Below are 26,574 nucleotides of genomic sequence, written 5' to 3'. Positions count from 1 at the left end.
GAATAGGGGATGAGACGGGTCAGTGACGGGGTAGGAGCGGCAGGGATGCGAGGAGCGCCCGTCGTCCGATGGCATTACCCACGAGGCGTCGGAACCACGTGTATTTCTTGGAATAAGGACGGTCGGGCAACGGGAAAAGTCCCTGTTGCCGGAGGGCGTCGATGGTGGCATCGAGCTTTTTTGCCGAGCGTGTCAGCATGATGGTGTTGTAGAGATAGTCCATGGTGAGCTGTGCGATGCGCCGTTCCATGGCAGGACGGTCGGCAGGCGACAGCTTATCGGTCAGCCGATAGAGTTGGGTGAGTACCGTCAGCGTATCGTCGAGGCGCTTGCTGATGGTGTCTTGGTCGCTGCTCCTGGTGATGGAGTCGTGGCGTGCCCGATAGTAGTAAGCCTTGTAGGGCGTGTTGAAGACGCGCTCTGCACGCAACAGCAGTTGCGGGGTGAATGCCTCGTCTTCGTGGTAGATGTTGGGCTCGAAGCGCAGGCTGCCGAGGATGCGGCGTGCGAAGAGGTATCCACATGCAGCAGCCCTGATATTGCTCTCGCGCATGAAATGACTGCCACTGACAGGAGAGACGGAAACAGGGGTGAAGGTCGTCTCTGAGGTGTCGGAACTGCAGAACATCACGAGGTCGGCTTGCTGATAGCGCACGAGGTCAAGACACTGTTCGTAGGGTGGGGCGATGATGGCATCGTCGGCATCGACAAACTGGATGAAATAGCCGTGTGCCATGTCGATGCCCCGGTTGCGCGCCTGACTCAGTCCCATATTGCGTTGTCGCACATAGATGACCTCGTCGATGCAGTCGGTCAGAAAGCTGACGGGACTCACGTCCGATCCATCGTCGATGATGATAATCTCGCGCTCGCTGTCGCCCAGCGATAATGCCAGTATGCTCTCGATACACGCATGAAGCATGTCGGCCGGTTCGTTGTGGTAAGTGATGATAAAACTGACCAATGGAGACCCTTGGCGGTTGTCGGTGGAAAACGTAGTATTCATGAGGTGAGACGGAGAATCAGAGGTAGATGATGGAGAAGAATGAGAGCACCCAGCCAACGATGCACGTCTGGATGAAATGGTCTTTCACCAGTACTTTGGTGGGACTGCCGCTACGCTGATAGACCAGCATGTTTTGCAGATAGCGCAACAGTCCTGCCAATACCCATACGTTGGTGAGATAGACGTAGGACGAACCGAAATGGCTCACCACGCTGTCGCTCATGGTGTAGATAATATAGCACACCATGGTGATGGTGCCCACGATGGTGACGGAGAGGTCGATAAACTGGGAATTGTAGCCCGCAATACTCTTGCGCGGCATGGTGCCCGTCTGCTCGTAGATGCGGTAATCGTCTTTGCGCTTGGCAAAGGCAAGGAAGAGTGCCAGGAGGAAGGTCATCATGACCAACCATCCCGATACGATGATGTCGGTGGCAAAACCACCTATCAGTACGCGTATGACAAAGCCCACGGCAATGATGGCCACATCGAGGATGGCGTACTTTTTGAGGCGGATGCAGTATGCCACGTTCATCAGCCAGTAGCCCACCAGCATGGCGCAGACCACGGGCAGGTGGTTGCAGTCGGAGAGACAGGCTGTGATCAGACTGGCTGCCAGTGTCAGCATCATGATGACGTAGCCCATAGCCACGCTCACCTTGCCGGCGGCAATGGGGCGGTGGCACTTCTTAGGGTGGAGGCGGTCGTTCTCCACGTCATGGATGTCGTTGAAACAGTAGATGCTGCTCGATACGAAGCAGAATGCAACAAACACCCACAGTGTCTGTAGGAAATAATGGCTGTTCAGCAGGTTGTTGCTGAAAAACAAAGGGGCGAAGACAAAGAAATTCTTCACCCACTGCAATGGCCGTAACAGAAGGACGGTATCTTTCATGGGCAATGGAAATCGTTTAACGGCGCTTGCGCTGACCGAAAAGGGTGTGGTAGCCGCGCAACAGTTTGCGCACAAGGAGGAAAGCGTCGAATGCCGTAACGGCATTGGAAATCAGCGCAGCAACAAGTTCGCCGCGCGTATTGGTCTTTTGGGGAGTGACAAGTTGGTGCCAATGACCGCTAATCTCGCTGCGCGCCTGAGCAAGTTCTTCAGCGAGTTGTTCGCGTCGTGCGCGAATGTCCTCCAAGGTCTGTGGAATACCCACCTGTTGTTGTTTGGTCTGCATAAGAATAAGTCCTCTCACATGGTTACTATTGTGGATCGTTGCTCATCAGGATGTTGGCAAGAAGCTTCACCAGTGGGCGCTCTATCCATGCCTTTCGGAAGATGAAAACGACCACGAGCAAGAGCAGATGAGCCAAACTGATCAGCATGAATGCCATGGTCATGCCTAACGATGCCGACAGCCAGAATGCCACGGCGAAAGAGAAATAGAGGAGGATGGCAATGACCAGCAGAAAGCCAACGGCAGCCAAAGCGGCTACCGTCAGCAACTGTACCAGTTTGCCGACCACGTCAAATTTGATACTCTCCTTCTGGAGGTTCAAATAGCGGATAACGGCTTGCACCAGTTGTCCGATGGTCTCTACATTCTTGTCGCTCGACAGCATTACTCGTTTACTTCAGGTGCTGCGTCAACAATATCGGCGGCAAGGTCAGACATCTCCTTGCGACTGAGCTTGATATTATGCTTCTTCATGAAGTCATCTACCGCATCGGTAATCTTATCACGAGTGTCGGCTCCCTTTTCAGGGGCTAACAGCAGTCCTACTACGGCTCCGGCGAGAGCACCACCGAGGAATGCACCGAGAAATCCTAAATTCTTCATAGTCGTTTCGTTTTAAAGGGTTGATAATGTTTGTTGCTGCAAATATAGGCAATCTTTTTGAAAACATCGTGCTGTTTAGCCATATTTTTTCATAAAATAATGCGATTTGATACCATTTAACAAACTTTATGCACCTTTTCTCTTCAAGTTTGGACGATATTTTGTAATTTCGCAGATGATATTCAAAAAGCATTATAAAATTAAAACAAATAAAACAATGAAGAAACAAATTATCCTATGTGCAGGACTGTGTGCCGCAATGGCTTTCACAAGTTGTAAATCAGGCGACAGCGCCTACAAGCAGGCTTACATGAAAGCCAAGCAGCAAGAAGAACAGCAGCAACAGCAGCAGCCCGCACAGGAAGAACCCGTTGTAGTGGCACCCGTAGAGACCAAACCTGCCAACGACACACAGGTGGTTGACAATACTGACAACGTGAACGTGCGTCAGGAGAATGTAACCCTCATCAGCGGAAATGGACTCAAGGCTTTCAGCGTAGTAGTAGGTTCGTTCTCACTTCAGGCCAACGCCGAAGGACTGCAGCAGCAGCTCCGCAATGCCGGCTATGATGCACAGATCGTGCGCAATACCCAGGGTGGCACCTTCCGCGTAGTGGCTACCACGTTTGATACGAAGGGTGAGGCAGTTGCAAGCCGCAACGAACTCCAGGGTAAGTATCACGGCGCTTGGTTGCTCTACAACAAATAAAAAGAACCACGGATAAAAAAGGGAAATTCTTAGCGTGAGAATACTCTCGATAGACTACGGAAAGAAAAGAACCGGACTCGCTGTTACCGATCCTCTGCAAATTATTGCAGGAGGATTGGCAACAGTAGCCACGGCAGAACTCTTCCAATACCTCAACGACTATATTGCACGCGAACCCGTGGAGCGCATTGTCATAGGAGAACCCAGACAGCCCAACGGACAGCCCAGCGAAAACCTGCAGCGCGTACAGCAGTTTGTGAACCGATGGAAAAAGGCACGGCCCGATGTGCCCATCGAATTCTTCGACGAGCGCTTTACCTCCGTACTTGCCCATCAGGCCATGCTTGACGGAGGACTGAAGAAAAAGGCACGGCAAAACAAGGCGCTGGTGGATGAAATCAGTGCCACGATCATACTGCAGGACTATATGCGCGCACGGAAATCGTGACGACGAATAAAGCAACAAGAAATGATACTACCTATTTATATATATGGACAGCCGGTGTTGAGAAAGGTGGCACAGGATATTACTGCCGACTACCCGGAGCTCGATAAACTCATTGCCGACATGTGGGACACACTCGCAGAGAGCGAGGGCATCGGACTGGCTGCACCACAGATTGGAAAAGACATACGACTGGTGGTCATCGACCTTGATGTGATCAGCGATGACCTCCCTGAATACAAAGGATTCAGAAACGTGTTTATCAACGCACATATCGTGGAATACGATGAAAGCAAGACCGACACCTCGGAAGAAGGATGTCTATCGTTGCCCGGCATCCACGAGCGCGTGACCAGACCGACACGCATTCACGTGCAATGGCTCGACGAGAAAATGCAACCACACGACGAATGGGTGGAAGGATACCTTGCACGCGTGATGCAGCACGAATTTGACCACCTCGAAGGCAAGGTTTTCGTGGATCGCATCTCTCCACTCCGCAAACAACTCATCAAGAGTAAGATGAGAGCATTACTCCAAGGACGTGTGCGCTGCGGATACAAAACTAAAATGGCGGTGAGAAAATAATCACCGACCACAAAAGACATACAGGCGAAACAGGCTCCCGTAATAAGGTAAAGCAAAACGGATTGTAAACATGATGACAAGGGTAATTAAGACAACGACAACGGGCAGAGGTTTGAAGAAACTTCTGCTTGTTGCACTTATGATCCTGTCGTCAATGACCGGCAAGGCACAGTTTAATACCGACAGACTGCTCATGGTAGGACAGTCGGCACTCTACTATGAAGACTATGTGCTCTCCATACAGTATTTCAATCAGGTGATCTCGGCAAAACCGTATCTCTACGAACCATGGTTCTACAGAGGTCTGGCGAAATTCTATCTCGACGACTACCAAGGAGCTGAAAACGACTGTACCGAGGCACTTGACAGAAACCCGTTTGTGGTCAGCGTCTATGAACTCAGAGGACTCTGCCGCATCAGACAAGACAACTTTGCCGGAGCCGTGAAAGACTACGATAAAGCACTGAAATACGACCCGGAGAACCGAAATCTGTGGCACAACAGAGTGCTTTGTCATATTCAGCAGAAAGAGTATGCTGTGGCACTGGCACAGATAGACACCATGCTCACCCGATGGAGCAAGAACGCGAAAGTCTATGCCATGCAGGCAGAGGTCTATATGCTCCAGAAAGACACCACAAAAGCTGTTGTCGCACTCGATAAAAGTATTGCTATCGACCCATACGACGGTTCGCTGTGGAGTCAGAAAGCCATCATCAGCATGGCACGGCATCAATGGAAAGAGAGCGACGAGTATCTCAGCAAAGCCATCCACCTCATGCCCAAACGAGTGGATTGCTATGTGAACCGAGCCATTGCCAGATTCAACCTCAATAACCTCAGGGGAACCATGGCAGACTATGATACTGCGCTCGACCTCGATCCCAACAACTTCCTCGCACACTACAACAGAGGACTCTTGAGGGCACAGGTGGGAGATGACAACCAAGCCATCCTCGACTTTGACTTCGTGCTCAACCTGGAGCCCAATAACCTCATGGCACTCTTCAACCGCGCACTCCTGCTGGAGAATACCGGAAATATCAGAGGTGCCATAAGGGACTATACGAAAATCATTGCGGAATTTCCAAACTTCTGGTTTGGACTGCAACACCGTGCCGACTGTTACAGAAAACTCGGTATGAGCAAACAGGCAGAGCTCGACGAATTCAGAATCTTCAAAGCACAGATGAACAAACGCTTGGGTATTCAGCCGAGACTCTCGAAAAAACAGATGAGAAAACGTAGCGACCTCGACATCGAGAAATACAACCAACTGGCTGTGGAAGATGTACAGGAGGTGGAACACGAATATCAAAGCGATTACCGGGGAAGGGTGCAAAACAGAAAGGCTTCGCTCGACTATCTTCCTATGTTTGTGCTCGCCATGCAGAAAGACGTAGAACGGATGAACGCAACAACTGCCTTCGACCAACGGGTGGATGACTTCAACAGAAACGAAGGCGGCACACGACAGCTTTATGTGACACGACAGTTGCGCACACTCGACGAGGCTGCCACAAACCGCTACTTCGCACTGATAGACTCGGTGGCTGACACGATCGACAAATGTCACGACGCAAAACAAAAAGCAGCACTCCTGCTGATAAGAGCTGTAGCCTATTCAGATACCCAGAATAATGAAGCAGCAATAGACGACCTTACGGCTGTTGTACAACTCGACTCCACACAGACACTCGCCTATTGGCAAAGAGCAGTCTGCCAGGCAAGACTCAACGCGTTTAATGCTTCGCAGGGTACAGACATCAGTATGAAGACCGCCAATGTGCTCTCCGACCTGAGTGAGGCTATTGAGAACAATCCCAGTGCAATCCTCTATTACAACCGAGGTAATGTCTATGTGCAGCGGAAAGATTATCTCCATGCCATAGAAGACTATTCGAAAGCCATAGAGATGGATTCACATCTGGCTGAAGCATACTACAACAGAGGAATAGCAAGGCTCGCGCTCAAACAGCAGGCACAGGCTGTGGCAGACCTCAGCAAGGCAGGAGAACTCGGACTCTATGCCGCCTACAGCATCATCAAACAGAATCGGAAGTAACAGATAATACCGTTTTTTTCAACGAATTGTTTGGTTATTCTGACACTTATTAGTAATTTTGCCACGTAAAAACGTTTTTTTTATTATGGTAAAAAGAAGGTGGCATTGTAAGCCAGGCGTACAGCCGACAGAATTTGACAAGAAAATTATGCACTTGGAGAATCAAGGCGTATTGGTACCCACTCGCCAGCTTGTGAAGACTCCAGAACAAATAGAGGGAATCAGACGGTCGGGTGTGGTCAACACAGGAGTGCTCGACCTGATAGAAAAGGAAATACACGAAGGAATGTCAACGCTCGAAATAGATAAACTCTGTAGAGAATACTGCGAAGCACACGGAGCCATTCCTGCCTGTCTCAACTATGAAGGATTTCCCATGAGCGTTTGTACAAGCATCAACGAAGTGGTGTGTCACGGTATTCCGAAGGCAACAGATATCCTTGAAGAGGGAGACATCATCAACGTAGATTTTACCACCATCCTCGACGGATACTATGCCGACGCTTCGAGAATGTTTATCATTGGCGAAACAACTCCTGAAAAGAAACAACTCGTGGAGGTGACCAAAGAGTGTCTCGAAATAGGCATGGAGGCCGCTAAACCATGGGGATTCGTTGGAGAAATAGGAAAAGCCATTGAGAAACATGCCAAAAAATACCACTATGGAGTGGTGAGAGACCTCTGCGGACACGGAGTGGGACTCAAATTCCATGAAGAACCGGAAGTGTGCCATTTCGCACAGAAACATCCCGGAATGCTTCTCGTACCGGGAATGGTGTTCACCATCGAACCTATGATCAATATGGGAACATGGGAGGTCTTTATCGATGCTGACGACCCATACGGATGGGAAGTTATTACAGAAGATGAGAAACCGTCTGCACAGTGGGAACACACTCTGCTGATGACAGAACATGGAGTAGAAATACTGTCACACTAAACAATGGAAAATAAAGATATCTACATATTGGGAATTGAGTCAAGCTGCGACGATACATCTGCAGCTGTACTCAAAAACGGTGTGCTGCTCTCAAATGTAACAGCATCACAAGCCGTACACCAAGCATACGGCGGCGTAGTGCCGGAACTCGCATCAAGAGCACATCAGCAAAACGTGGTGCCTGTAGTGGATCAAGCCATAAAAAAGGCAGGAATCTCCAAGGAACAGCTTACTGCCGTGGCATTTACAAGAGGACCGGGACTCATGGGATCGCTGCTCGTCGGAGTGAGCTTTGCTAAAGGATTTGCAAGATCGCTCGGAATACCCCTTATCGACGTCAACCATCTGCAAGGTCACGTGATGGCTCACTTCATCAAAGAAAGTGATGATGACAATCAGCAACCGCCATTGCCCTTCCTCTGCCTGCTCGTCAGCGGAGGTAATTCGCAAATTGTCAAGGTTAACGCCTATAACGACATGGAGGTGCTCGGACAAACCATCGACGATGCCGCAGGAGAAGCCATCGATAAATGTTCAAAGGTCATGGGACTCGGATACCCCGGAGGACCTATCATAGACCGACTGGCACGACAGGGAAATCCTAAAGCGTACAAGTTTGCCGAACCGCAAATCCCAGGTCTTAACTACAGCTTCTCCGGACTCAAGACTTCATTCCTCTATAATATGAGGAAATGGGTGGAAGAGGATCCCGATTTCATCGAACACCATCAAGAAGATATTGCCGCTTCACTCGAATTTACTATCGTCGATATCCTGATGAAGAAACTGAAGATGGCGGTCAAGCAGACAGGAATCAAACATGTGGCTGTGGCAGGAGGAGTCAGCGCAAACAATGGATTGCGAAACGCATTCCACGATCATGCCAAACGATACGGATGGACTATCTATATACCTAAATTCAGCTATACAACAGACAATGCTGCAATGATTGGTATTGTAGGATACTATAAATATCTGGACGGAGAGACGTGTCCCATCGATGCGCCTGCCTTCAGTAAAGTTACCTTTAAATAAAAAGAAAGAATATGGATTTTGAAAGTAAGATTATCAGTCGTGAAATCAGTCAGATACTCTGGGAATTGGAAAAAACCGTAGGAACTGCAGAAAGCTGTACCGGAGGAAGAATAGCAGAAGCCATGATCGCTACACCGGGAGCATCGAAATACTTCAAAGGTGGAGTGGTGTCGTATGTCGATGAAATCAAAGAAAGACTGCTGCATGTTGACGCACAAGTGCTCGAAGAACAAACTGCTGTCTGTGAAGAAGTTGCCAAACAAATGGTAAAGGGAGCATGTCAGACACTCAATACCAATTATGCCATTGCTGCAACAGGATTCGCTGGACCTACCGGAGGAACTAAAGAGATTCCCGTTGGCACGATCTGGCTCGCTTGTGGAGATATCGACAGACAGGTGACTTTCATGGTGCAGGAAGACCACGGAAGAGATATCAATCTGGCCATTGCAACCAACAAAGCCATGCAAATGTTTCTCGATTTTCTGAAAGATGAACAGACAAGGGTATAATAGCGTTAAAAAACGTTAATATTACACCGAAATGTAAAGTAGGGTTCTTTGTTGTTTAGAAAATTTTGTAATTTTGCAACCTGTTTGGAGTAAGTTACAATTTAGGAACAAGTTAAAAGTAGATAGAAATGTCGAAGATTTGTCAGATTACAGGAAAGAAGGCACAGATTGGTAATAATGTGTCTCACTCAAAGCACCGCACAAAGCGTAGCTTTGACGTTAACCTGTTCAGCAAGAAATTCTACTATGTAGAGGAGGCTTGCTGGATTCAGTTGAAGATCAGTGCTGCTGGTCTGCGTATGATTAATAAAGTAGGTCTGGATGCTGCCTTGAAGCAAGCTGTTGCCAAAGGTTTCGTGGACTGGAAGGATATTAAAGTGATAGGAGACTAAACTATGGCAAGCAAGAAAAAAGGCGATCGTGTACAGGTAATTCTGGAGTGCACAGAAATGAAAGAGAGTGGACTGCCCGGAACAAGCCGTTACGTAACGACCAAGAACCGTAAGAACACTCCCGAGAGAATGGAACTCAAGAAGTATAACCCCATCCTGAAACGTATGACCGTTCATAAGGAGATTAAATAATTAAGCAATTAGACTATGGCAAAGAAAACCGTCGCTACCCTCCATGAAGGTTCAAAGGATGGTCGCGCTTATTCAAAGGTTATCAAGATGGTGAAGAGCCCTAAGACTGGTGCTTACATCTTCGATGAGCAGATGGTTCCCAACGAGGAAGTAAAAGATTTCTTCAAGAACTAATAGATAAGAAATACATATTGAAAGAAGACTGGTATCATAAAGATATCAGTCTTTTTTTATCTTTTATACCATTCTATCTTGATTCTCTTGCTTTTTTTGTAATTTTGCAAGATAAGAAACAAACCATCTAACAATAAACTACCGATTATGAACAAAACTATTCAAGACATCATCGAAAGGAGAAGCGTAAAGAAGTATATGGCTAAAAGTGTTCCTGATGAACTCATAGAACAAATTGTCAAAGCTGGAACCTATGCTCCTTCGGGAATGAACAAACAAGCGGCTATCATACTGGCTGTGACTAACAAAGAAATGAGAGATAGGTTGAGCAGGATAAACCTCGATATCGTCATGGCAAGAAACATGAATACAACCAGCGGACATGCTGACCCGTTCTATGGAGCTCCTGTCGTTCTGGTGGTGCTTGCTAAAAAGGATGTGGCAACACGAGTATATGACGGTACTCTCGTCATGGAAAATATGATGATTGCAGCACAAAGTCTGGGATTGGGCTCCTGCTGGATTCATCGGGCTAAGGAGACCTTCGAGACGGAAGAGGGAAAACAAATCCTTCAGGAACTCGGAATAAAGGATGAATATGAGGGTATTGGAAATTGTATTGTGGGATATGCTGCGCCTGATGCTTTGAAACCACAGGTTGAACGTAAAAGCGATTATGTGGTATGGGTAAAATGAAAATTATGGCCACTATGGCGTGCACTACGATGTTGGTGGCTTGCAACCAGCAGAAGGGAATAGAACAACAGGTTGATGAACTCTACGGACGAATGTCGCAAGAGGAACGCCTCGCACAGTTGAGAAGTATCTATATGGATGACTTGTTTGATCAAAATGGTCAGCTGGATACGGCACAATGCCGGAAAATCATTCCTAACGGTATCGGACACTTCTCACAATATGCAAGTCAGAATCTTGAATCTGCTGATAACATCAGAAAAAAAGTTGTTGCCTTGCAGCAATGGATTATAAAGAACACACCGAACGGCATTCCTGCTTTGTTTCATGAAGAAGTGCTATCGGGAGTTAATACGCAAGATGCAACAATCTATCCGCAGCAAATCGGACAGGCTTGTTCCTTTAATACTGAATTGGCTGAACTGAAAACCAAACAGACTGCAAACGACTTGCGAAGGATGGGAGGCATTCTGTCACTGTCGCCTATGGTGGATGTGTGTAGAATACCGTCTTTCAACCGGCTTGAAGAATCCTATGGTGAAGATGCGTATCTCTCGGCCATGATGGGTACGGCATTTGCTAAAGGGTTGCAGATGGGTGACCTGAAGAAAGGAGTGGGAGTGTGCTCAAAGCATTATCTTGGATATGGTGGCGGAGGAGATGCTGACGAAAAGGTGATGATGGAAGAAATTCTCTTGCCTCACGAGACGATGATCCGACTGGCGGGAAGTCAAGTCATCATGCCTGGATATCATGCAGTACACGGAACAAAATGTGTGGCTAACAGCGAAATCTTGAATGATATTCTAAGAGGATACCTTGGATTCAAAGGGATGGTGGTGAGCGACTATACCGCCATTGACCAGATTCCCAACCTTGACACTCCACTGGAAAAAGCGGTTGCTGCGATTAATGGGGGAAACGATGTTGATTTTCCAAAAGGCGACAACTATAAATATTTGCAAGAGGCAATTGAGAAAAAACTGGTGAAACCAGAAGTCGTGGAACGGGCTGTCAAGAATGTCATACGTTTCAAAATACAGGCAGGAATGATGGACGAGAATCGTTACCTCTATAGCGATGATGAAGTGGTGCTTGATTTTTTTTTCAAGCAGAAGACGGCATACGATATTGCCACACAGTCTGTTGTGTTGCTTGAAAACAATGGGGTGTTGCCTTTGAAAAATGTCAAAAGGGTTCTGCTGACAGGGCCTAATGCCAATTCTATGTGGGCGATGTGTGGAGACTATTCTTTCCCAAGCATGTTCTACTTCTGGAAAGGATGGCAGAAACAGTGGAGCGACAAGAATCTGCCGAAGATCGTGAAACTGAAGGAGGCTATGGAAACTCGTAAACCAGAAGGGGTTGACGTGGCTTATGCTCGGGGATGCGACTGGACGGAAGAGATAGAGACGAAATATGCAGAGACAGGTGACAAGCGTGCATGGGAATACCAGTTGTTGCACCGTAAGGTGGATTCTGGGGAGAAAGCTGATCAAAAAGTGGCGTTGGACATGGCTCGCGAAAGTGATGTGATTATCGCTGCGGTGGGTGAAAATGTAATGCTTTGCGGAGAAAACAGAGACAGACAAGGTTTACGCTTACCTGGTAAGCAAGAGGAATTTGTGGAAAAACTGCTGGCAACAGGAAAACCTGTTGTGCTCGTTGTCTTTGGAGGACGTGCACAGATTATCTCGAAAATCTCTAAGAGATGCGCTGCTGTCATACAAGCATGGTACCCTGGTGAAGAGGGTGGTCATGCGGTAGCAGACATCCTTTATGGTAGAATTTCGCCGTCTGCAAAATTGTCGGTGAGCTATCCCAACACGGAAATAGATGAACCAATCTGTTATAATGAGAAAATCGAACAGGATGAACGCATAGAATGGCCGTTTGGATACGGACTGTCTTATACGCAGTTCTCGTATGGAAATCTGAACATGGTTAAGGAGTGTCCTACTGATAACGATGCGGTGGAATTGACATTTTCCTTGACTAATGTAGGAAAGATGAAAGCCGATGAGGTGGCGCAGATTTATCTCTCTCCAACAGACAAAAAGCAACAAATCCGACCGATACAATTGCAAGGATTTGCACGTGTGACGCTTGAGCCTGGAGAAACAAAAACTGTTGGGATTAAACTTTATACCGAGCAGTTTGGCTATTATTCGAACAATGGAAAGCGTCAATGGAATGTTGATCCTGGTAAATATGAAGTTAAGGTGGCTTCTTCTTCACAGGACATCAGACTGAAGCAAACGATAGTTCTTAAAGGTAAGAAAATAACCAAACCTTTACGAGAACACTATTTCTCTGTTGCGACGGTGAAGTAACGGCTATGGATTGATATGATTCCCGACTGTCATAACGCGTTTTGGCTCAGCGCATAAGAGAATGTTATAAGTAAAATGGTTGAGCGAAACGCATAGAGGTTGTGGAAACCACATGAAGACAATCATCCCGTTGGAGTGTCTGGAGAGGACAAGTCCAACGGGATGATTTTTATAGTTTATCGTAAGTTCTTATTGTTTGCTGCAAAGCAATTTTTTACCGTAAAGAGGCAATCAAGCTTCAGACTTTGGTATGGCAGGAGTGGTCTTGCTTTGAGGCGTATTGGATTTCTTGTGGTGATTGCCATTGGACCTCCTACGTTTGCGCTTCTGTTGTCCGTCTTTCGACTGTGTGCTTGTCACAGAGTCTTGGGAAGATTTTACGGAAGGTTGCTCACCTGACGATGGCTTGGTGCTGCGTCGCTTGTTGCGAGTTTTGTTGCCGTTAGGCTTACGGTTGTTGCTGCGACCACCACGACCGCGCGTGTTCTTACGTGGTGCATTGGGCTCGTATTTAGGACCTTCGCCCAATCCTTCAGGGATAGGAATCTTGACAATTTCCTTTTCAAGGAAACGCTCTATGTCGGCAAAGGCACGCATGTCCAATTCAGAGACAAAAGTGATGGCAACACCATCGCGTTGCGCACGTGCTGTGCGTCCGATGCGATGGACGTAGTCTTCTGCATCATGAGGTACATCGTAGTTGATGACCATCAAGATGTCGTCAATATCAATGCCTCGCGACACAATGTCTGTTGCAACGAGCACATCTACCTGACCCGTCTTGAACCGATACATGACATCGTCGCGCTCCTGCTGGCTGAGGTCGCTGTGCATGGGTGCGCAGTTGATGTTCATGCGTTTGAGTTCGCGAGTAATGTCCTTTACCTTGTCTTTCTTGCCGGAGAAGATGATGACTCGTTGAAGTTCTCCTGCCTTGAAGAGATGGCGGATGATGTTGATCTTCTGCGGTTCGTAGCATACGTATGCTGACTGCTGAATCTTTTCTGCCGGTTTTGATACGGCAATCTTCACCTCGACAGGGTTGGTCAAAAGTGTACGTGCCAATTGCTGAATTTTGTCGGGCATGGTGGCAGAGAACATGATGGTCTGGTGATTGTCGGGCAGCAGTTTTGCAATCTGCAGGATATCGTCAGAGAATCCCATGTCCAACATGCGGTCGGCTTCGTCGAGGATGAAGAATGAAAGACGGGAGAGATCTACATGCCCCATGCGAATATGGGACAGGAGACGTCCTGGGGTGGCAATAATCACATCGGCGCCCATTTTAAGTCCCTTGGTCTCTTGGTCAAAGCGAGAACCATCGTTTCCGCCATAGATGGCAACACTCGACACATCGTTGAGATAATAGCCGAAGCCTTGCATGGCTTGGTCTATCTGTTGGGCAAGTTCGCGAGTCGGAGACATGACGATGCAATTGACAGCATCGTGTGGGAAACCACCATCATCAAGCATGCTGAGTACCGGCAGGAGATAGGCTGCCGTCTTACCTGTTCCTGTCTGGGCGACACCAATAAGGTCGCGCCCGTCGAGAATTTGCGGAATGCATTGTTCCTGGATGGGAGTCATTTCCTCGAAGCGCATGTCATAGAGCGCGTCGAGGATATTATCGTTGAGGTATGTTTCTTCGAATGTCACTTTTCCTATTTTAAATTAATAATGTATTAGTTAGGGGCGTGTCGGTAGCAATAGTATGCTATAAACACATAGAGAATGTTTGGAATCCATGCGGCTAATGCCGGTGGTGTGTCAGCATTGATAGCGAAGGTGGCACATACCGTTTGTAGAAGAATATAGGCGAATGACAATGCGAGGCCAATGCCTAAGTATAGTCCCATGCCGCCTTTTCGTTTTCTTGAAGATAGTGAAACACCTATAATGGTAAGGATAAAGGAGGCGAATGATGAGGCGATACGCTTGTGGTATTCTACCTCATATTGTACAACATTGCTTGAACCGCGAGACTGTTGTTTTGAGATGTATTGCCTGAGTTCAGGAGAGGTGAACGTTTCCTGCTGACCTTTGGAGAAGATGAGGTCCATCGGTTCCATTTGGATCAGGGTGTCGAGTTCCATGCCACTTTGAATTTCCTCTCTCAAACCTTTCAGTTTACGAATCTTGTAACTGCGAGCTTTCCAATGGTAGCGTGAATCAGAAATCGTGTCGTATTGAATAACGCTGGCAGTCATGTGGCTTACCATCTTCTTGTTTTCAAATTTGTAGAGTGAAAAGCCGAATCCGGTCTTGTGGACATCATCGTATTGTGAAATATAAGCGACGACACCTTTATCCACCATCAACTGAATATTGCTTGCCGATGTATTCTTCTTATTATTCTTATAGAGAGATTCAAAGTCATGGCGGACTACCGTTCCTTTAGGGATGACGTAAGCGCCAAGATAGAAGTTGAGCAAGGCGATGAGTGCTGCAGAGATAATATAGGGGCGGAGCAAGCGCTTGAAACTCATTCCGCACGCCAACATGGCAATAATCTCTGAGTTGCCTGCCAGTTTAGAGGTGAAGAAGATGACCGCTATGAAAACGAATAGTGGCGAGAAAAGATTGGCAAAATAGGGGATGAAGTTGGCATAGTAGTCGAACACAATAGCACGCAATGGTGCGTGATAGTTGGTGAACTTGGTGAGGTTGTCATTGACGTCAAACACGATAGATATCGAGATGATGAGTGCAATGGAGTAGATGTATGTGCCAATGAACTTCTTGATGATGTACCAGTCGATGCGCTTGATGTAATGCAGCGGATTGCATTTCTTCATCCATCGCAATTTGTGCCAGGGGAGTTTCCTGAGCCATTTGATGATGGGATGAAGCAGGATGAGCAGGCGCAACCAGATGCGTCTGATACGTGCAGCTATTTCTTTGAGTTTTCTCTTCATCGGTAAGTGTGTCTGTAGGGTTCTTATCTTCGACGACCAAGGTTGTCAATCACCGAGCGTTTCCATTGCACGAAGTCACCCTGTTCGATGTGTTGGCGTGCGTCGGTCACAAGGCGCAGGTAGAATGCCAGATTGTGTATGCTGGCAATCTGCATGGCAAGTAACTCTTGAGCCTTGAACAGGTGGTGGAGGTATGCTTTGGTGTGTATGCGGTCGATGTCGCAGCCGTCGGGATCAATGGGCGAGAAGTCTGCCTCCCATTTCTTGTTGCGCATGTTCATTGTGCCCTCATAGGTGAACAGCATAGCATTACGGCCGTTGCGAGTGGGCATGACGCAGTCAAACATGTCAACACCACGTTCGATAGCTTCGAGAATATTCTGTGGCGTTCCTACACCCATCAGGTAGCGAGGCTTGTCTTTAGGCAGTATCTCATTGACCACTTCAATCATCTCGTACATCACTTCTGTGGGTTCGCCGACAGCTAATCCTCCGATAGCATTTCCGTCGGCATCCTTGTCTGCCACAAATTTGGCAGCCTCTCGGCGGAGGTCTTTATAGGTGCAGCCTTGTACGATAGGGAAGAGACTTTGACGATAGCCGTAAAGTGGTTCGGTTTCGTCGAGTCGCTTGATGCATCGGTCGAGCCAGCGTTGGGTCATCATGAGCGATTTCTTGGCATAGTTATAGTCGCTTTGTCCTGGTGGACATTCGTCGAAGGCCATCATGATGTCTGCTCCTATCACGCGTTCGGTATCCATCACATTTTCAGGAGTAAAGAAGTGTTTGGAACCGTCGATGTGTGAACGGAATTCGCAGCCTTCCTCGCGGAGTTTTCGTATGCCAGTCAATGAGAATACCTGGAAACCGCCGGAGTCGGTTAGGATAGGGCGGTCCCATGTGTTGAATTGATGGAGTCCGCCTGCTTGACGGAGCACTTCCAGTCCTGGTCGAAGGTAGAGATGATAAGTGTTTCCAAGTATAATCTGTGCCTTGACTTGTTCGCGGAGTTCTGAGAAATGTACGCCTTTGACGCTTCCAACGGTTCCTACGGGCATGAAGATTGGCGTCTTGATCTGTCCGTGGTCTGTGGTGAGAAGGCCTGTTCGTGCATCGCTGGCAGAATCTGTATGTTGCAGTTCAAATGTCATTTGCTGTCTTTGTTGTCGTCTTGGATGGTGAAGTCCAATGGGTTATCTACTATCTCGTCTGTTAATGCGAAGTTCCATACGTCTTGTACGTTTTCGACATAATGGAATTCTACGCCTTTGAGATAAACTTCAGGAATCTCTTCAATGTCCTTGCGGTTTTCCTGACACATCAGAATGTCTGTGATTCCGGCACGTTTGGCAGCGAGGATCTTCTCCTTGATGCCGCCAACGGGAAGAACTTTTCCTCGAAGCGTTATTTCACCGGTCATGGCTGTGTTGCGACGCACTTTACGTTGGGTCAGGGCAGAGGCGATGCTGGTTGCAATGGTGATTCCTGCTGATGGTCCGTCCTTGGGCGTCGCACCTTCTGGAACGTGGATGTGTATGTTCCAGTTGTCGAAAATGCGATAATCGATATGAAGTGTATCTGCGTGTGCTTTTACATATTCAAGAGCGAGAATGGCACTTTCTTTCATGACGTCACCGAGGTTTCCTGTCAGCGTGAGTTTTGCGCCCTTTCCTTTCGAGAGTGAGGTTTCGATGAAGAGGATTTCACCGCCAACGCTTGTCCATGCGAGTCCTGTAACGACTCCTGCATAGCTGTTGCCTTGATAGATGTCGCGATAGTAAGGTGGTTTGCCCAACAGTCCTTCGAGTTCAACGGGAGTGATTTTAGAGAAAGGCAGGGTTCCGCTTTCCGCTACTTTAAAGGCTATTTTGCGCAAGGCCTTGTTGATTTGTTTCTCCAGTTGGCGCACACCGCTTTCCCGCGTATATTGCTCGATGATTTTCTCTGTGGCAGCCTTGGTGAAGGTGAGTCGGCTGTCTGCCAGTCCCGTATTCTCTTTTTCGCGTGGAATGAGGTGTCGCTTAGCAATCTCTTGTTTCTCTTCGGTAATATAGCCACTTACTTCGATGATTTCCATGCGGTCGAGTAGGGGTTTGGGAATGGTGCCGAGATTGTTGGCCGTTGCAATAAACATGACTTTCGACAGGTCGTAGTCCAGATCGAGATAGTTGTCGTGGAAGGCATTGTTTTGCTCAGGATCGAGTACTTCGAGAAGTGCTGAGGCAGGATCGCCGTTATGGGTATTCTGCGTCACCTTGTCTATTTCGTCGAGTATGAATACGGGATTACCAGTCCCTGCCTTCTGCATGTTTTTGATGATGCGTCCGGGCATGGCTCCAATGTAGGTTCTACGGTGTCCGCGTATTTCAGCTTCGTCGTGTAGTCCTCCAAGTGAGACGCGCACGTATTTTCTGTTTAGTGCGTCGGCGATGGATTTGCCCAGACTGGTTTTTCCGACTCCTGGAGGGCCGTAGAGGCAAAGGATAGGCGACTTGAGATTGCCTCTGAGCGAGAGCACAGCGATGTATTCGAGTATTCTCTCCTTGACTTTCTCCATGCCGTAGTGGTCGCGGTCAAGGATTCGTTGTGCACGCTTCAGATTGAGGTCATCCTTGGTGTATTCGTTCCATGGCAGCGAAACAAGAGTCTGGAGGTACGTCAGTTGGATGTTGTAGTCCGGACTTTGTGGGTTGAGCTGATCGAGTTTCTCCATCTCGCGCTTGAATACTTTGGCGGTTTCGTTGCTCCATTTCTTTTTGGCAGCTTTTTCCAGCAGGTCTTTCTTTTCAGGCGAAGCCTCATTGCCCATTTCAGCCTGAATGTTCTTGATCTGTTGCTGGAGGAAGTAGTTGCGCTGTTGCTCGTCGAGGTCTTCGTGGGTCTTCTTGCGAATTTCAAGTTTCAAGGTCTGCAATTCTTGCTGCTTGTTCATGTGTTTGATCATCATGAAGAGGCGATCCTTGAGGTTTGAGGTGTTCAGAAGGTCTATGCGTTCGCTTACGTTTTCCACAAAGTTGCTACATATGTAGTTGAGCGCGATGAGGTTGTTGCCGATGTTTCTCACGGAGAATGATGCTTCATCGGGCATTTCATCGTTCATGTCGATAAACTCTGTTGTAACGTCGCGCAGGGTGCCTATGGCTGTGTTGAACTCAGTATCGTCCTGTTCTGGGATTTTCTCATCGTATGGGAGTACGTGTGAAAGCATGAAGTTGTCGTTGGGTATTTCATCACCCAATACGATGCGTCGTAGTCCCTGCACGATGGCGGTGACCTTGTTGTTAGGCAAACTGATAATCCTTACGAGTTTGGCCATTACTCCAATCTTGTAGATGTCGTTTTGGGATGGAAATTCCGTATTGGCTGAATACTGGCAGCATACGGCAAAGAGTGAGTCTTCTTTCTCTGCTTTCTTGAGTAGTTTAAGACTCTGGTCCCGTCCCACGAGGATGGGGTTGACAACTCCCGGAAACATTACAACGTTGCGTACTGTCAATACTGGCAAGACTTCCGGTACTTCGATGCTTGTTAAATCTTTGTAATCTCCCTCTATATCAGCAATTAGAGGGAATGTTTTATTTTGGTATTTACTCATTCTCTGTTTAAAATAGTGCTTTTAGCTTGCAAAGGTACTGCAATCCTACGGAATATCAAAAGAAAAACGTTGTTTTCTTTATATAAAAGGTGTATAGTACTTGCAGAAAACGGTTTTAAAGCATGAAAATGGGCGTAAAAAGGCATATTGACTAATAAATCTCAGCCACGTGGTTGCTTTTCTGACCGTTTATTCCGCGCTTGAGGAATAGAATCAGTTGGATGTTTTTCCCTACGGTCATTTCTTTTTCCATATCCGGTTTCATTGTTGATGTACTGGCGAAGCCTTCTTTGGAGATGGTGCCTTCGGGAGTGGTTGGAATGTCTGACAGGATGGTGTATCTGATGTAATGCTGTGCGGGATTTGCGTATGTGATCTTGGCAGAATAGGATCCAAAGGATTCGTGTCCTTTGTAGCGGTCTAAAATATTGACGATTGCTGCCGATTTGAATGGGTCTCCGTCGCTGATAATAGGACAGAATTGGATGAACATTCCTTTTTGAACGGTTGTTCGTGCAGGTAGTGTTGCGGTAATTGTTTTTCTGTCGGCAACGAAATGGTGTGACATATTGTCAAAGATGTGGATGTGTCCGTATGTCTCGTCAATTCCGTCGATATATCCGGTTTTTATAGGAAAGACGTGTTTTGGCGCTTTTGTTGAGGCTGCAATCTCGACAATCCTTTTGTTGCCTTTTTTGCTGGACGCGACGGAAACATCGTAAACCTTTCCGATGATTTCGTAAGGCCGGCAAGGGAATTGGTGGCTGTCTGCAATCAGCGACAAACCATTTGCTGCAACCATTTTGACAAACCGACAGGTGCGTCCTGCTTTGATTTTCTCAAACAACGATACTGCGTACATGCTTATAATATCCTTGGAGTTTTCATTGCGTGCCTCAGGATGATGCAGTCTGTAGGATTGCAAGGCCCGATCTATTCGTTCTTGTAGGGATAGGTACAGTTTTCCGTCTTTGCCTTTTTGTTTTTGGCGGTCCTCATCTCTCAGACAGGAAGTGTGGTTGCACATGTCGAGAAAGCGAGGCAGTTGAAAGTCTGTATAGGTTGTGCTAATCTTAACCGCCATATCCATCATACAGGAATTGATGAGTGACGGTTTGTCGGTGCGCAGTTTGATATAAGCAAATAATAAAGTGCGTGAAGTTTCTGAGCCAATGGTTTTGTAGTTTTGGCGCAGGTATCTGTATATTTCCCAACAAGTTGCTTCGGGATGTGAACTTCCTGATGAGATAGAGTTGACGAGTTCTTCCCATGAGGGTACTTTGGCGTCTTGGTTATTAGTCATTGTTGCTTTGGTATTTGGGTTTCTTAGGTGCAAATTTACAGGTTATAATTCTTATTGCCAAACGAAAGGCTCTTTTTTTTGTGCAGACTTTCTGCTTTTTATATTTGACTGACGGGCGCAACTTTTGACGAGAGTCTTAGCACTCGGCTTCGGGATGCCGTCGGGATGAGTTCGGGATGTTATCATCCTTCTTCCTACGTAGTGAGTCCTCAGTAAGTCCCAAAAACTTATTGGGTATTGGGACACTCATAGGAGAGACTTCCTGACAGCATAAGAAGTAAGTTGGATGAAATCTCACGATAAAAACCATCTTTTTGTCTGTTGAATTGTACTTGTTGCCCTTATCTTCTATTCATTTCCACAAAATACATGAAGATATTTGGTGATGACAATGAATTTTTGTAATTTCGCAACATCAAAACAAGAAAGATACATAACATAAAACAATGAAAAGATATGAAGAGATTTTTTTGGACTGCAGTGCTATTATTTCCATTAGTCAGCGCTATGTTTGCTGGTAATCTGAATCTTGCGGAAATCAGTAAATGGCAATACCGCGGCGATGGCATCAGAGCGGTGAAAACTGCCCAAGATGGTGAGACTTATACGCAACTGTCGTCAGACGGACGTAAGGTAGAGAGTCATTCCTTTAAAACAGGAAAGACCGTTTCGGTGCTTTTCGACCTTGATGTGGTGAAAACCGCCGGCGTCGATTATATCGATGGTTATATGGTCAGCCCCAACGGTCGGCAGATGCTGATACAGACGCATACGGAAAATATTTATCGCCACTCGTTCAAAGCAGAGTACTATTTGTATAATATGGGAAGCAACAGAATGGTTCCACTGTCGAAAAACGGACCTCAGCAGACTCCGCTTTTCTCACCTGATGGATCATTGGTGGCTTTTGTGCGTGACGGCAACATATTTCTGGTCAAATTGCTCTATGATAATGCTGAGGTGCAAGTGACGAAGGACGGAAAGCGCAATGCCATCATCAATGGAATCCCTGACTGGGTCAATGAGGAGGAGTTTGCCAACGACCGCTCTATGATATTTACAGCCGACAGCCGTGTGCTGGTCTGGGTGAAATATGATGAGAGTAAGGTAAAACAGTACAGCATGCCGCTCTTCAAAGGGCTGAATCCCGAATACAAGCAGTATGATGAGTATCCTGGCGCTTATACTTACAAGTATCCTGTGGCTGGTGCCGACAATGCTACAACCTCGGTGTGGAGTTTTGATATTGCAAGTCGTCAGACACGCCAGTTGCAAGTACCCATTGATGCTGATGGCTATGTGCCTCGCATCAAGCAGATGGGGGATGCCTCCAAGGTGATGGTGACAACACTCAACCGCCATCAGGATTGTCTGCGCATCTATGCGGTCAACCCCTTGTCAACCCTTTGCCAACTGCTCATAGAAGAGCGTGACGCTAAATATGTCAAGGAAGAGTGTGTTTCAAGTCTCGTTGTGACAAACCGTTACATCCTTCTGCCCAGTCAGCGTGACGGATGGTTGCATTTGTATCTCTATAATACCAACGGACAATTGCTGCGTCAGGTAGAAACAGGAAATTATGACGTGGCAGATGTGTATGGCGTGGATGATGCAACAGGAGATGTCTATTACGCAAGTCACGAACAGGGTGCCGTAGAACAACAGGTCTATGTGGCTCACTCGAATGGAAAACGCAATTGCCTGACACCCAAAAAAGGATGGAACAGCGCCATCTTTGCCAAGGGCTTCAAGTACTTCATCAACCAGTGGAGCGATATCAATACACCTGCCGTATTCTCACTTTGCGACCAACGGGGGAAAACTCTCTCGACACTTGTAGATAACCGAGAACTCAACGGTTGGTTGAAGAGCATGAATTTGGGTAAACGCGAACTCTTCACGCTGACCACAGCAGATGGAGTCAACCTCAATGGATGGATGGTAAAACCTGCAGATTTCAATCCGTCGAAGAAATATCCGGTCATCATGTTCCAATATAGCGGTCCCGGTAGTCAGAGTGTCAAGAATGCATGGGGAGTGGGAATGGCAGGTCAAGGTGCCATGCTTGAACAATATCTGGCGCAACGTGGCTATCTGTGTGTCTGTGTTGATGGACGCGGAACAGGTGCAAGGGGTGCAGAATTTGAAAAGTGTACATATCTGCAGATGGGTGAACTCGAATCACATGACCAGGTGGAAGCGGCTTTGTGGCTGGCAAAACAGGAATACGTTGATGGGCAGCGAATGGCCATTTGGGGATGGAGCTTTGGAGGCTTCAACACGTTGATGTCTATGTCTGAAGGACGTGGCGTGTTCCGTGCAGGTATTGCTATTGCCCCGCCAACATCTTGGAAGTATTACGACACCATTTATACCGAACGATTCATGCGTACACCGAAAGAGAATCCCAATGGTTACGATATCAACCCCATCAAGCGTGCTGCGCAGTTGCAAGGCAGTCTGTTGCTCTGCCATGGAATGGCTGACGACAATGTCCACTTCAGAAATACAGCAGAATACACAGAAGCTCTGGTGCAGGCTGATAAAGATTTCAGTCAATTGGTTTATACCAATCGCAACCATAGTATCGCAGGAGGAAACACACGCAATCATCTCTTCCGCCAGTGTGTGAAATTCTTCGATAAGGAACTCAAATAAACTTCTTATATATCGGCAATGATGAAACTAAACAAAACATTTATGACAATTGGACTGGCTTCGGGCATCATACTGATGTCAGAAGCTTCTGCAATGACCACCATGTCAGGAGCGGAAAGAGTCAACCCCTTGCTCATTGAAAGCAAACTGCCTTTTGGCGCTCCCGATTTCAATGTGATCAACGAGGCAGACTATTTGCCTGCTATTGAAGCAGCTGTGAAAATTCAACGCGACAATATCAAGAAGATTGTCAATAGTAAGGAAACACCGACCTTTGCAAACACAATCCTGCCCTATGAAGAGAGTGGGGTGTTGCTTGACCGTATCAGTAATGTATTCTTCGGACTGACCAGCGCACACAAAACAAAGGTTATTGCCGATACAGAAGAGAAGGTGACGCCGATTCTTGCTGATTTGGAAAATGAGATTACATTCAATCCTGAACTCTTCAAACGCATAAAATATGTCTATGAGCATGAGAAAAATCAGCTCAAGGGCGAAGATGCAAGACTGTTGGAAGTCATTTATAAAGGCTTCGTCAGGGCTGGCGCACTGCTCTCTGCCAGCGACATGGAGCGGATGAAGCAAATCAATATGCGACTCTCAAAACTCAGTCAGCAATGGGGAAAACTCTTGTCTGATGCTACCAATCATGCTGTCGTATGGATCAATACCAAAGACGAATTGGCTGGACTCTCAGAGGCTGATATTGCACAGTGTGAGAAAGATGCACAGAGTAGGGGAGGCAAGGCTCCTTATTGTATTGTGATCATCAATACCACACAGCAGCCCATCCTGGCAAACCTCGCCAATCGCGATGTACGACGTCGGGTATATGAGGCTTCTATACACCGGGCAGATGGTACTAATCCTCAGTTCAATACTTTCTCTATTGTTGTTGAAACCGCAAAACTGCGTGCTGAAAAGGCGAAGTTGATGGGCTACGACAATTATGCTGACTATTCTCTGGAAAAAGCCATGGCAAAAAATTCGGGCAATGTATATAATTTCCTCCATCAGCTGATTGCTGATTATTCACCAAAGGCAGACCAGGAAACGAAGGCGATAGAAGACTATGCTAAAAAGACTATGGGCAGCGACTTTAAGTTGCAACCCTATGACAGGTTCTATTTCTCATCGAAAATGAAAAAAGAACAACTCAACATTTCCGAAGATGAGATCAAGCCTTATTTTAATATCGACAGCGTACAGGTCAATGGCGTTTTCTATGCAGCCCATCGTGCCTATGGATTGACTTTCAAGCAGCGCAAAGATATTCCGACCTACCATCCCGACATGAAGGTCTTTGAGGTAATCGACAAAGATGGAAAACCCATTGCACTCTTCTATAGCGACTATTTCCGTCGCCCCACAAAGCGTGGCGGTGCGTGGATGAGTGCCTTTGCCAAACAATGCGGACTGCGTCATCAATTGCCTGTCATTTATAATGTGTGCAACTTTGCCAAAGCACCGGACGGTCAGCCTACCCTCATCACTTGGGATGAGGTCTGCACACTCTTCCATGAGTTTGGACATGCTCTCCATGGCATACTCTCTGATTGCAAATACAACACATTATCCGGAACTGCCGTACCTCGCGATTTTGTAGAAATGCCTTCACAGTTTAATGAGTCATTTGCCACAGTACCCGAAGTGTTCGACCATTTCGCGCGCCATACACAGACAGGAGAACCCATGCCTGAGGCACTTAAAGAGCGTATGTTGAAATCTATCAGTTTCCATGCAGCCTACGCCTTGGGAGAGAATCTCGCTGCCACTTGTCTTGATATGGCTTGGCACCACATCGGCCAGCAAGAGATTCCTACTGCCGATAAAGCCCAGGAGTTTGAAAGACAGGCGTTGCAGCAAGTGGGATTGCTCAACAACCAAATACCGCCTCGTTACATCACCTCGTATTTCAACCACGTATGGGGTGGAGGATATGCAGCAGGTTATTACAGTTATCTGTGGACAGAGGTGCTGGCAGTAAATGTAGCTGACTATTTTGCCAAGCATGGTGCTTTGAATCCTGCCGTAGGTCAGGCTTTCCGTGACAAGATTCTCAGCAGAGGCAATACCAAAGACCAGATGTTGATGTTTACAGACTTTACCGGTATGCAACAGCCAGATGCTTCTGGCTTGCTGAAGGCAAGAGGACTTTGATAGATTCTGCTATGAAACAATTATTATTGGTATGTGTAGGAAGCTTTTTTGGCGGTGGACTTCGATATCTTGTATCGAAGTTCACAAGCCAATGGCTTGCCTTCACTTTCCCAATGGGAACTTTCATCGTCAATGTATTGGGATGTTTCCTTATCGGCATTCTTTCAGGATGTGCAATAGGGGGACATCTCTCGCCAAATGCTAAGCTATTGTTGGTTACTGGCTTTTGTGGCGGTTTTACCACATTCAGTACCTTTATGAACGAGAATTTGCTTTTAGCACGAGATGGCCAACAATCCTTAACGCTACTTTATATGGTATTAAGTCTTATCTGTGGACTTATAGCGGTTATCGTAGGTTATTGGCTGGCAAGTAAATTATAGACTATTCATTAAGCCAGATGAGCAGAGTTCAGTTCACTTAAACTCTGCCATGGCGAGAAAAGGTGCCATGAAATGAAACGTTTTCGTTAAGCCAGATGAGCAGAATAAAGCTCGCTTTAATTCTGCCATGGCGAGAAAAGGTGCCATGAAATGGAACGATCTACACCTAAAACCGAGGGTTGAGTCGATTAAAGAAGACAATGTGGAGTCAAATTGCTCCATGACCCGAAAATTTCCCTCCAAAAGGAGTGAGTTTCCAAATTTAATTTGTAACTTTGCTAAGTCTATCGTCGGATTCTCTTGTTTATTTTTGCAACACTAAAATAAGTGAATTCTTCGACATGGCAAAATTCTGGGCCGCTCGGCTCTGCCGTTTGACTTGTTCAAGAATTTTTGTTGCCCAGGTGCTTAAAAGGTTTAATTAATAATAGTGTTGCGAAATTATGGACAATGGGACATGCTACTAAACTACAATGGGGAATCGCTGGAGTGCTGGGCACCTTGCTTCTAGGCTCAATGCAAACTGCAGCGAAAACAATTGCGGATTCCTCCCTGAAACCACTCTAAGTTTGCAGAAGAATGCGACGCAGTCGCATAAATGTTAAATAATCAAGGTAAAACTATGATTGCTAAAGACAGTTTCGTACCTTTGTTGTAAAAAGGTAGAATCGGTCTGTCGAAGAGGT

The 26,574-nt window shown here is 46.9% G+C and carries 25 protein-coding genes and 1 pseudogene; 15 read left to right on the top strand and 11 right to left on the bottom strand.

Annotated elements, in window-relative coordinates:
- Window positions 1-19 precede the first annotated feature (19 nt).
- From CIK89_RS13170 to CIK89_RS13150, 5 genes are read right to left on the bottom strand one after another with little or no spacing between them, the layout of a single operon-like run.
- Window positions 20-1,006, bottom strand: coding sequence for a glycosyltransferase (locus CIK89_RS13170; protein WP_094391814.1), 987 nt, complete (start codon window positions 1,004-1,006; stop codon window positions 20-22).
- Between the two features lie 16 nt (window positions 1,007-1,022).
- Window positions 1,023-1,901: a UbiA prenyltransferase family protein gene (locus CIK89_RS13165; protein ID WP_173815112.1), complete on the bottom strand. Its 879-nt coding sequence runs from the start codon at window positions 1,899-1,901 to the stop codon at window positions 1,023-1,025.
- A gap of 16 nt (window positions 1,902-1,917) precedes the next feature.
- On the bottom strand, window positions 1,918-2,187 hold the full coding sequence (locus CIK89_RS13160) for a hypothetical protein (protein WP_094391812.1): 270 nt from the start codon (window positions 2,185-2,187) through the stop codon (window positions 1,918-1,920).
- A gap of 25 nt (window positions 2,188-2,212) precedes the next feature.
- Window positions 2,213-2,572, bottom strand: coding sequence for a hypothetical protein (locus tag CIK89_RS13155; RefSeq protein WP_094391811.1), 360 nt, complete (start codon window positions 2,570-2,572; stop codon window positions 2,213-2,215).
- Window positions 2,572-2,790: a YtxH domain-containing protein gene (locus CIK89_RS13150; RefSeq protein WP_094391810.1), complete on the bottom strand. Its 219-nt coding sequence runs from the start codon at window positions 2,788-2,790 to the stop codon at window positions 2,572-2,574. The genes CIK89_RS13155 and CIK89_RS13150 overlap by 1 nt, the downstream gene beginning before the upstream one ends.
- A gap of 217 nt (window positions 2,791-3,007) precedes the next feature.
- On the opposite strand from CIK89_RS13150, the gene CIK89_RS13145 reads away from it, so the two are divergent.
- From CIK89_RS13145 to CIK89_RS13090, 12 genes are all read left to right on the top strand, one after another.
- Window positions 3,008-3,499 carry an SPOR domain-containing protein gene (locus CIK89_RS13145; RefSeq protein ID WP_094391821.1) on the top strand — a complete coding sequence of 164 codons (492 nt, stop codon included), beginning with the start codon at window positions 3,008-3,010 and terminating at the stop codon, window positions 3,497-3,499.
- Between the two features lie 34 nt (window positions 3,500-3,533).
- Window positions 3,534-3,947 (top strand): Holliday junction resolvase RuvX, encoded by a 414-nt coding sequence (gene ruvX, locus CIK89_RS13140; RefSeq protein ID WP_094391809.1) that lies wholly within the window; start codon window positions 3,534-3,536, stop codon window positions 3,945-3,947.
- A gap of 21 nt (window positions 3,948-3,968) precedes the next feature.
- Window positions 3,969-4,532 carry a peptide deformylase gene (gene def, locus CIK89_RS13135; protein ID WP_094391808.1) on the top strand — a complete coding sequence of 188 codons (564 nt, stop codon included), beginning with the start codon at window positions 3,969-3,971 and terminating at the stop codon, window positions 4,530-4,532.
- Window positions 4,533-4,602: 70 nt separating this feature from the next.
- Window positions 4,603-6,597: a tetratricopeptide repeat protein gene (locus tag CIK89_RS13130; RefSeq protein ID WP_254046688.1), complete on the top strand. Its 1,995-nt coding sequence runs from the start codon at window positions 4,603-4,605 to the stop codon at window positions 6,595-6,597.
- 85 nt (window positions 6,598-6,682) lie between these two features.
- Entirely contained in the window at window positions 6,683-7,537 is an 855-nt protein-coding gene (map, locus tag CIK89_RS13125) for a type I methionyl aminopeptidase (protein WP_094391807.1), read from the top strand.
- 3 nt (window positions 7,538-7,540) lie between these two features.
- Window positions 7,541-8,572, top strand: coding sequence for a tRNA (adenosine(37)-N6)-threonylcarbamoyltransferase complex transferase subunit TsaD (gene tsaD, locus CIK89_RS13120; RefSeq protein WP_094391806.1), 1,032 nt, complete (start codon window positions 7,541-7,543; stop codon window positions 8,570-8,572).
- Between the two features lie 11 nt (window positions 8,573-8,583).
- On the top strand, window positions 8,584-9,084 hold the full coding sequence (locus CIK89_RS13115; protein WP_094391805.1) for a CinA family protein: 501 nt from the start codon (window positions 8,584-8,586) through the stop codon (window positions 9,082-9,084).
- Window positions 9,085-9,212: 128 nt separating this feature from the next.
- On the top strand, window positions 9,213-9,476 hold the full coding sequence (gene rpmB, locus CIK89_RS13110) for a 50S ribosomal protein L28 (protein WP_072289873.1): 264 nt from the start codon (window positions 9,213-9,215) through the stop codon (window positions 9,474-9,476).
- A gap of 3 nt (window positions 9,477-9,479) precedes the next feature.
- On the top strand, window positions 9,480-9,668 hold the full coding sequence (rpmG, locus tag CIK89_RS13105) for a 50S ribosomal protein L33 (protein WP_094391804.1): 189 nt from the start codon (window positions 9,480-9,482) through the stop codon (window positions 9,666-9,668).
- 15 nt (window positions 9,669-9,683) lie between these two features.
- Entirely contained in the window at window positions 9,684-9,842 is a 159-nt protein-coding gene (locus CIK89_RS13100) for a DUF4295 domain-containing protein (protein ID WP_094391803.1), read from the top strand.
- Between the two features lie 147 nt (window positions 9,843-9,989).
- Complete coding sequence (locus tag CIK89_RS13095; RefSeq protein WP_094391802.1) at window positions 9,990-10,538, top strand: nitroreductase; 549 nt, start codon at window positions 9,990-9,992, stop codon at window positions 10,536-10,538.
- The gene (locus CIK89_RS13090) at window positions 10,526-12,871 is read left to right on the top strand and encodes a glycoside hydrolase family 3 C-terminal domain-containing protein (protein ID WP_094391801.1); all 2,346 of its coding nucleotides are present in this window, start codon (window positions 10,526-10,528) and stop codon (window positions 12,869-12,871) included. Before CIK89_RS13095 ends, CIK89_RS13090 begins: the two co-directional genes overlap by 13 nt.
- A gap of 231 nt (window positions 12,872-13,102) precedes the next feature.
- Here CIK89_RS13090 and CIK89_RS13085 read toward each other — a convergent pair whose 3' ends face one another.
- From CIK89_RS13085 to CIK89_RS13065, 5 genes are all read right to left on the bottom strand, one after another.
- The gene (locus tag CIK89_RS13085) at window positions 13,103-14,473 is read right to left on the bottom strand and encodes a DEAD/DEAH box helicase (RefSeq protein WP_371593525.1); all 1,371 of its coding nucleotides are present in this window, start codon (window positions 14,471-14,473) and stop codon (window positions 13,103-13,105) included.
- An 80-nt stretch (window positions 14,474-14,553) separates the two neighbouring features.
- A complete protein-coding gene (locus tag CIK89_RS13080; RefSeq protein WP_094391799.1) occupies window positions 14,554-15,786 on the bottom strand; it encodes an LptF/LptG family permease in 1,233 nt (410 codons plus the stop codon).
- 23 nt (window positions 15,787-15,809) lie between these two features.
- A complete protein-coding gene (tgt, locus tag CIK89_RS13075; protein ID WP_094391798.1) occupies window positions 15,810-16,937 on the bottom strand; it encodes a tRNA guanosine(34) transglycosylase Tgt in 1,128 nt (375 codons plus the stop codon).
- A complete protein-coding gene (gene lon / locus CIK89_RS13070; protein WP_094391797.1) occupies window positions 16,934-19,381 on the bottom strand; it encodes an endopeptidase La in 2,448 nt (815 codons plus the stop codon). Before lon ends, tgt begins: the two co-directional genes overlap by 4 nt.
- A 151-nt stretch (window positions 19,382-19,532) precedes the next feature.
- Window positions 19,533-20,684 (bottom strand): hypothetical protein, encoded by a 1,152-nt coding sequence (locus CIK89_RS13065; RefSeq protein ID WP_094391796.1) that lies wholly within the window; start codon window positions 20,682-20,684, stop codon window positions 19,533-19,535.
- Between the two features lie 456 nt (window positions 20,685-21,140).
- Between CIK89_RS13065 and CIK89_RS13060 the strand changes: the two genes are divergently transcribed.
- Genes CIK89_RS13060 through crcB form a run of 3 tightly spaced genes read left to right on the top strand, consistent with a single transcriptional unit; the run spans window position 21,141 to window position 25,888 of the window.
- Window positions 21,141-23,342, top strand: a complete 2,202-nt coding sequence (locus CIK89_RS13060; RefSeq protein WP_094391795.1) for a S9 family peptidase — start codon at window positions 21,141-21,143, stop codon at window positions 23,340-23,342.
- A 21-nt stretch (window positions 23,343-23,363) separates the two neighbouring features.
- Entirely contained in the window at window positions 23,364-25,505 is a 2,142-nt protein-coding gene (locus CIK89_RS13055) for a M3 family metallopeptidase (protein WP_371327183.1), read from the top strand.
- Between the two features lie 11 nt (window positions 25,506-25,516).
- Window positions 25,517-25,888: a fluoride efflux transporter CrcB gene (gene crcB, locus CIK89_RS13050; RefSeq protein ID WP_094391793.1), complete on the top strand. Its 372-nt coding sequence runs from the start codon at window positions 25,517-25,519 to the stop codon at window positions 25,886-25,888.
- Between the two features lie 152 nt (window positions 25,889-26,040).
- Here the strand turns inward: crcB and CIK89_RS14070 are convergent.
- Window positions 26,041-26,176, bottom strand: a pseudogene (locus tag CIK89_RS14070) (IS1380 family transposase); the annotation flags it as partial.
- Between the last annotated feature and the right edge of the window lie 398 nt (window positions 26,177-26,574).

Origin of the sequence: Prevotella sp. P4-119, assembly GCF_002251345.1 — a bacterium.
Lineage (GTDB): Bacteria > Bacteroidota > Bacteroidia > Bacteroidales > Bacteroidaceae > Prevotella.
Note: the sequence above shows the minus strand (reverse complement) of the source record. Positions and strands in the feature narration are given on the sequence as shown.

Bases quoted from the DNA above. Each gene is read 5' to 3' on its own strand.
- CIK89_RS13170 (WP_094391814.1), bottom strand. From the start codon at position 1,006: ATGAATACTACGTTTTCCACCGACAACCGCCAAGGGTCTCCATTGGTC.
- CIK89_RS13100 (WP_094391803.1), top strand. From the start codon at position 9,684: ATGGCAAAGAAAACCGTCGCTACCCTCCATGAAGGTTCAAAGGATGGT.
- tgt (WP_094391798.1), bottom strand. From the start codon at position 16,937: ATGACATTTGAACTGCAACATACAGATTCTGCCAGCGATGCACGAACA.
- CIK89_RS13095 (WP_094391802.1), top strand. From the start codon at position 9,990: ATGAACAAAACTATTCAAGACATCATCGAAAGGAGAAGCGTAAAGAAG.
- crcB (WP_094391793.1), top strand. From the start codon at position 25,517: ATGAAACAATTATTATTGGTATGTGTAGGAAGCTTTTTTGGCGGTGGA.
- tsaD (WP_094391806.1), top strand. From the start codon at position 7,541: ATGGAAAATAAAGATATCTACATATTGGGAATTGAGTCAAGCTGCGAC.
- lon (WP_094391797.1), bottom strand. From the start codon at position 19,381: ATGAGTAAATACCAAAATAAAACATTCCCTCTAATTGCTGATATAGAG.
- CIK89_RS13065 (WP_094391796.1), bottom strand. From the start codon at position 20,684: ATGACTAATAACCAAGACGCCAAAGTACCCTCATGGGAAGAACTCGTC.
- CIK89_RS13080 (WP_094391799.1), bottom strand. From the start codon at position 15,786: ATGAAGAGAAAACTCAAAGAAATAGCTGCACGTATCAGACGCATCTGG.
- CIK89_RS13150 (WP_094391810.1), bottom strand. From the start codon at position 2,790: ATGAAGAATTTAGGATTTCTCGGTGCATTCCTCGGTGGTGCTCTCGCC.
- def (WP_094391808.1), top strand. From the start codon at position 3,969: ATGATACTACCTATTTATATATATGGACAGCCGGTGTTGAGAAAGGTG.
- CIK89_RS13085 (WP_371593525.1), bottom strand. From the start codon at position 14,473: ATGCGCTTCGAGGAAATGACTCCCATCCAGGAACAATGCATTCCGCAA.
- CIK89_RS13155 (WP_094391811.1), bottom strand. From the start codon at position 2,572: ATGCTGTCGAGCGACAAGAATGTAGAGACCATCGGACAACTGGTGCAA.
- CIK89_RS13055 (WP_371327183.1), top strand. From the start codon at position 23,364: ATGAAACTAAACAAAACATTTATGACAATTGGACTGGCTTCGGGCATC.
- CIK89_RS13090 (WP_094391801.1), top strand. From the start codon at position 10,526: ATGGGTAAAATGAAAATTATGGCCACTATGGCGTGCACTACGATGTTG.
- CIK89_RS13060 (WP_094391795.1), top strand. From the start codon at position 21,141: ATGAAGAGATTTTTTTGGACTGCAGTGCTATTATTTCCATTAGTCAGC.
- CIK89_RS13165 (WP_173815112.1), bottom strand. From the start codon at position 1,901: ATGAAAGATACCGTCCTTCTGTTACGGCCATTGCAGTGGGTGAAGAAT.
- rpmB (WP_072289873.1), top strand. From the start codon at position 9,213: ATGTCGAAGATTTGTCAGATTACAGGAAAGAAGGCACAGATTGGTAAT.
- CIK89_RS13115 (WP_094391805.1), top strand. From the start codon at position 8,584: ATGGATTTTGAAAGTAAGATTATCAGTCGTGAAATCAGTCAGATACTC.
- CIK89_RS13145 (WP_094391821.1), top strand. From the start codon at position 3,008: ATGAAGAAACAAATTATCCTATGTGCAGGACTGTGTGCCGCAATGGCT.
- rpmG (WP_094391804.1), top strand. From the start codon at position 9,480: ATGGCAAGCAAGAAAAAAGGCGATCGTGTACAGGTAATTCTGGAGTGC.
- CIK89_RS13130 (WP_254046688.1), top strand. From the start codon at position 4,603: ATGATGACAAGGGTAATTAAGACAACGACAACGGGCAGAGGTTTGAAG.
- CIK89_RS13160 (WP_094391812.1), bottom strand. From the start codon at position 2,187: ATGCAGACCAAACAACAACAGGTGGGTATTCCACAGACCTTGGAGGAC.
- map (WP_094391807.1), top strand. From the start codon at position 6,683: ATGGTAAAAAGAAGGTGGCATTGTAAGCCAGGCGTACAGCCGACAGAA.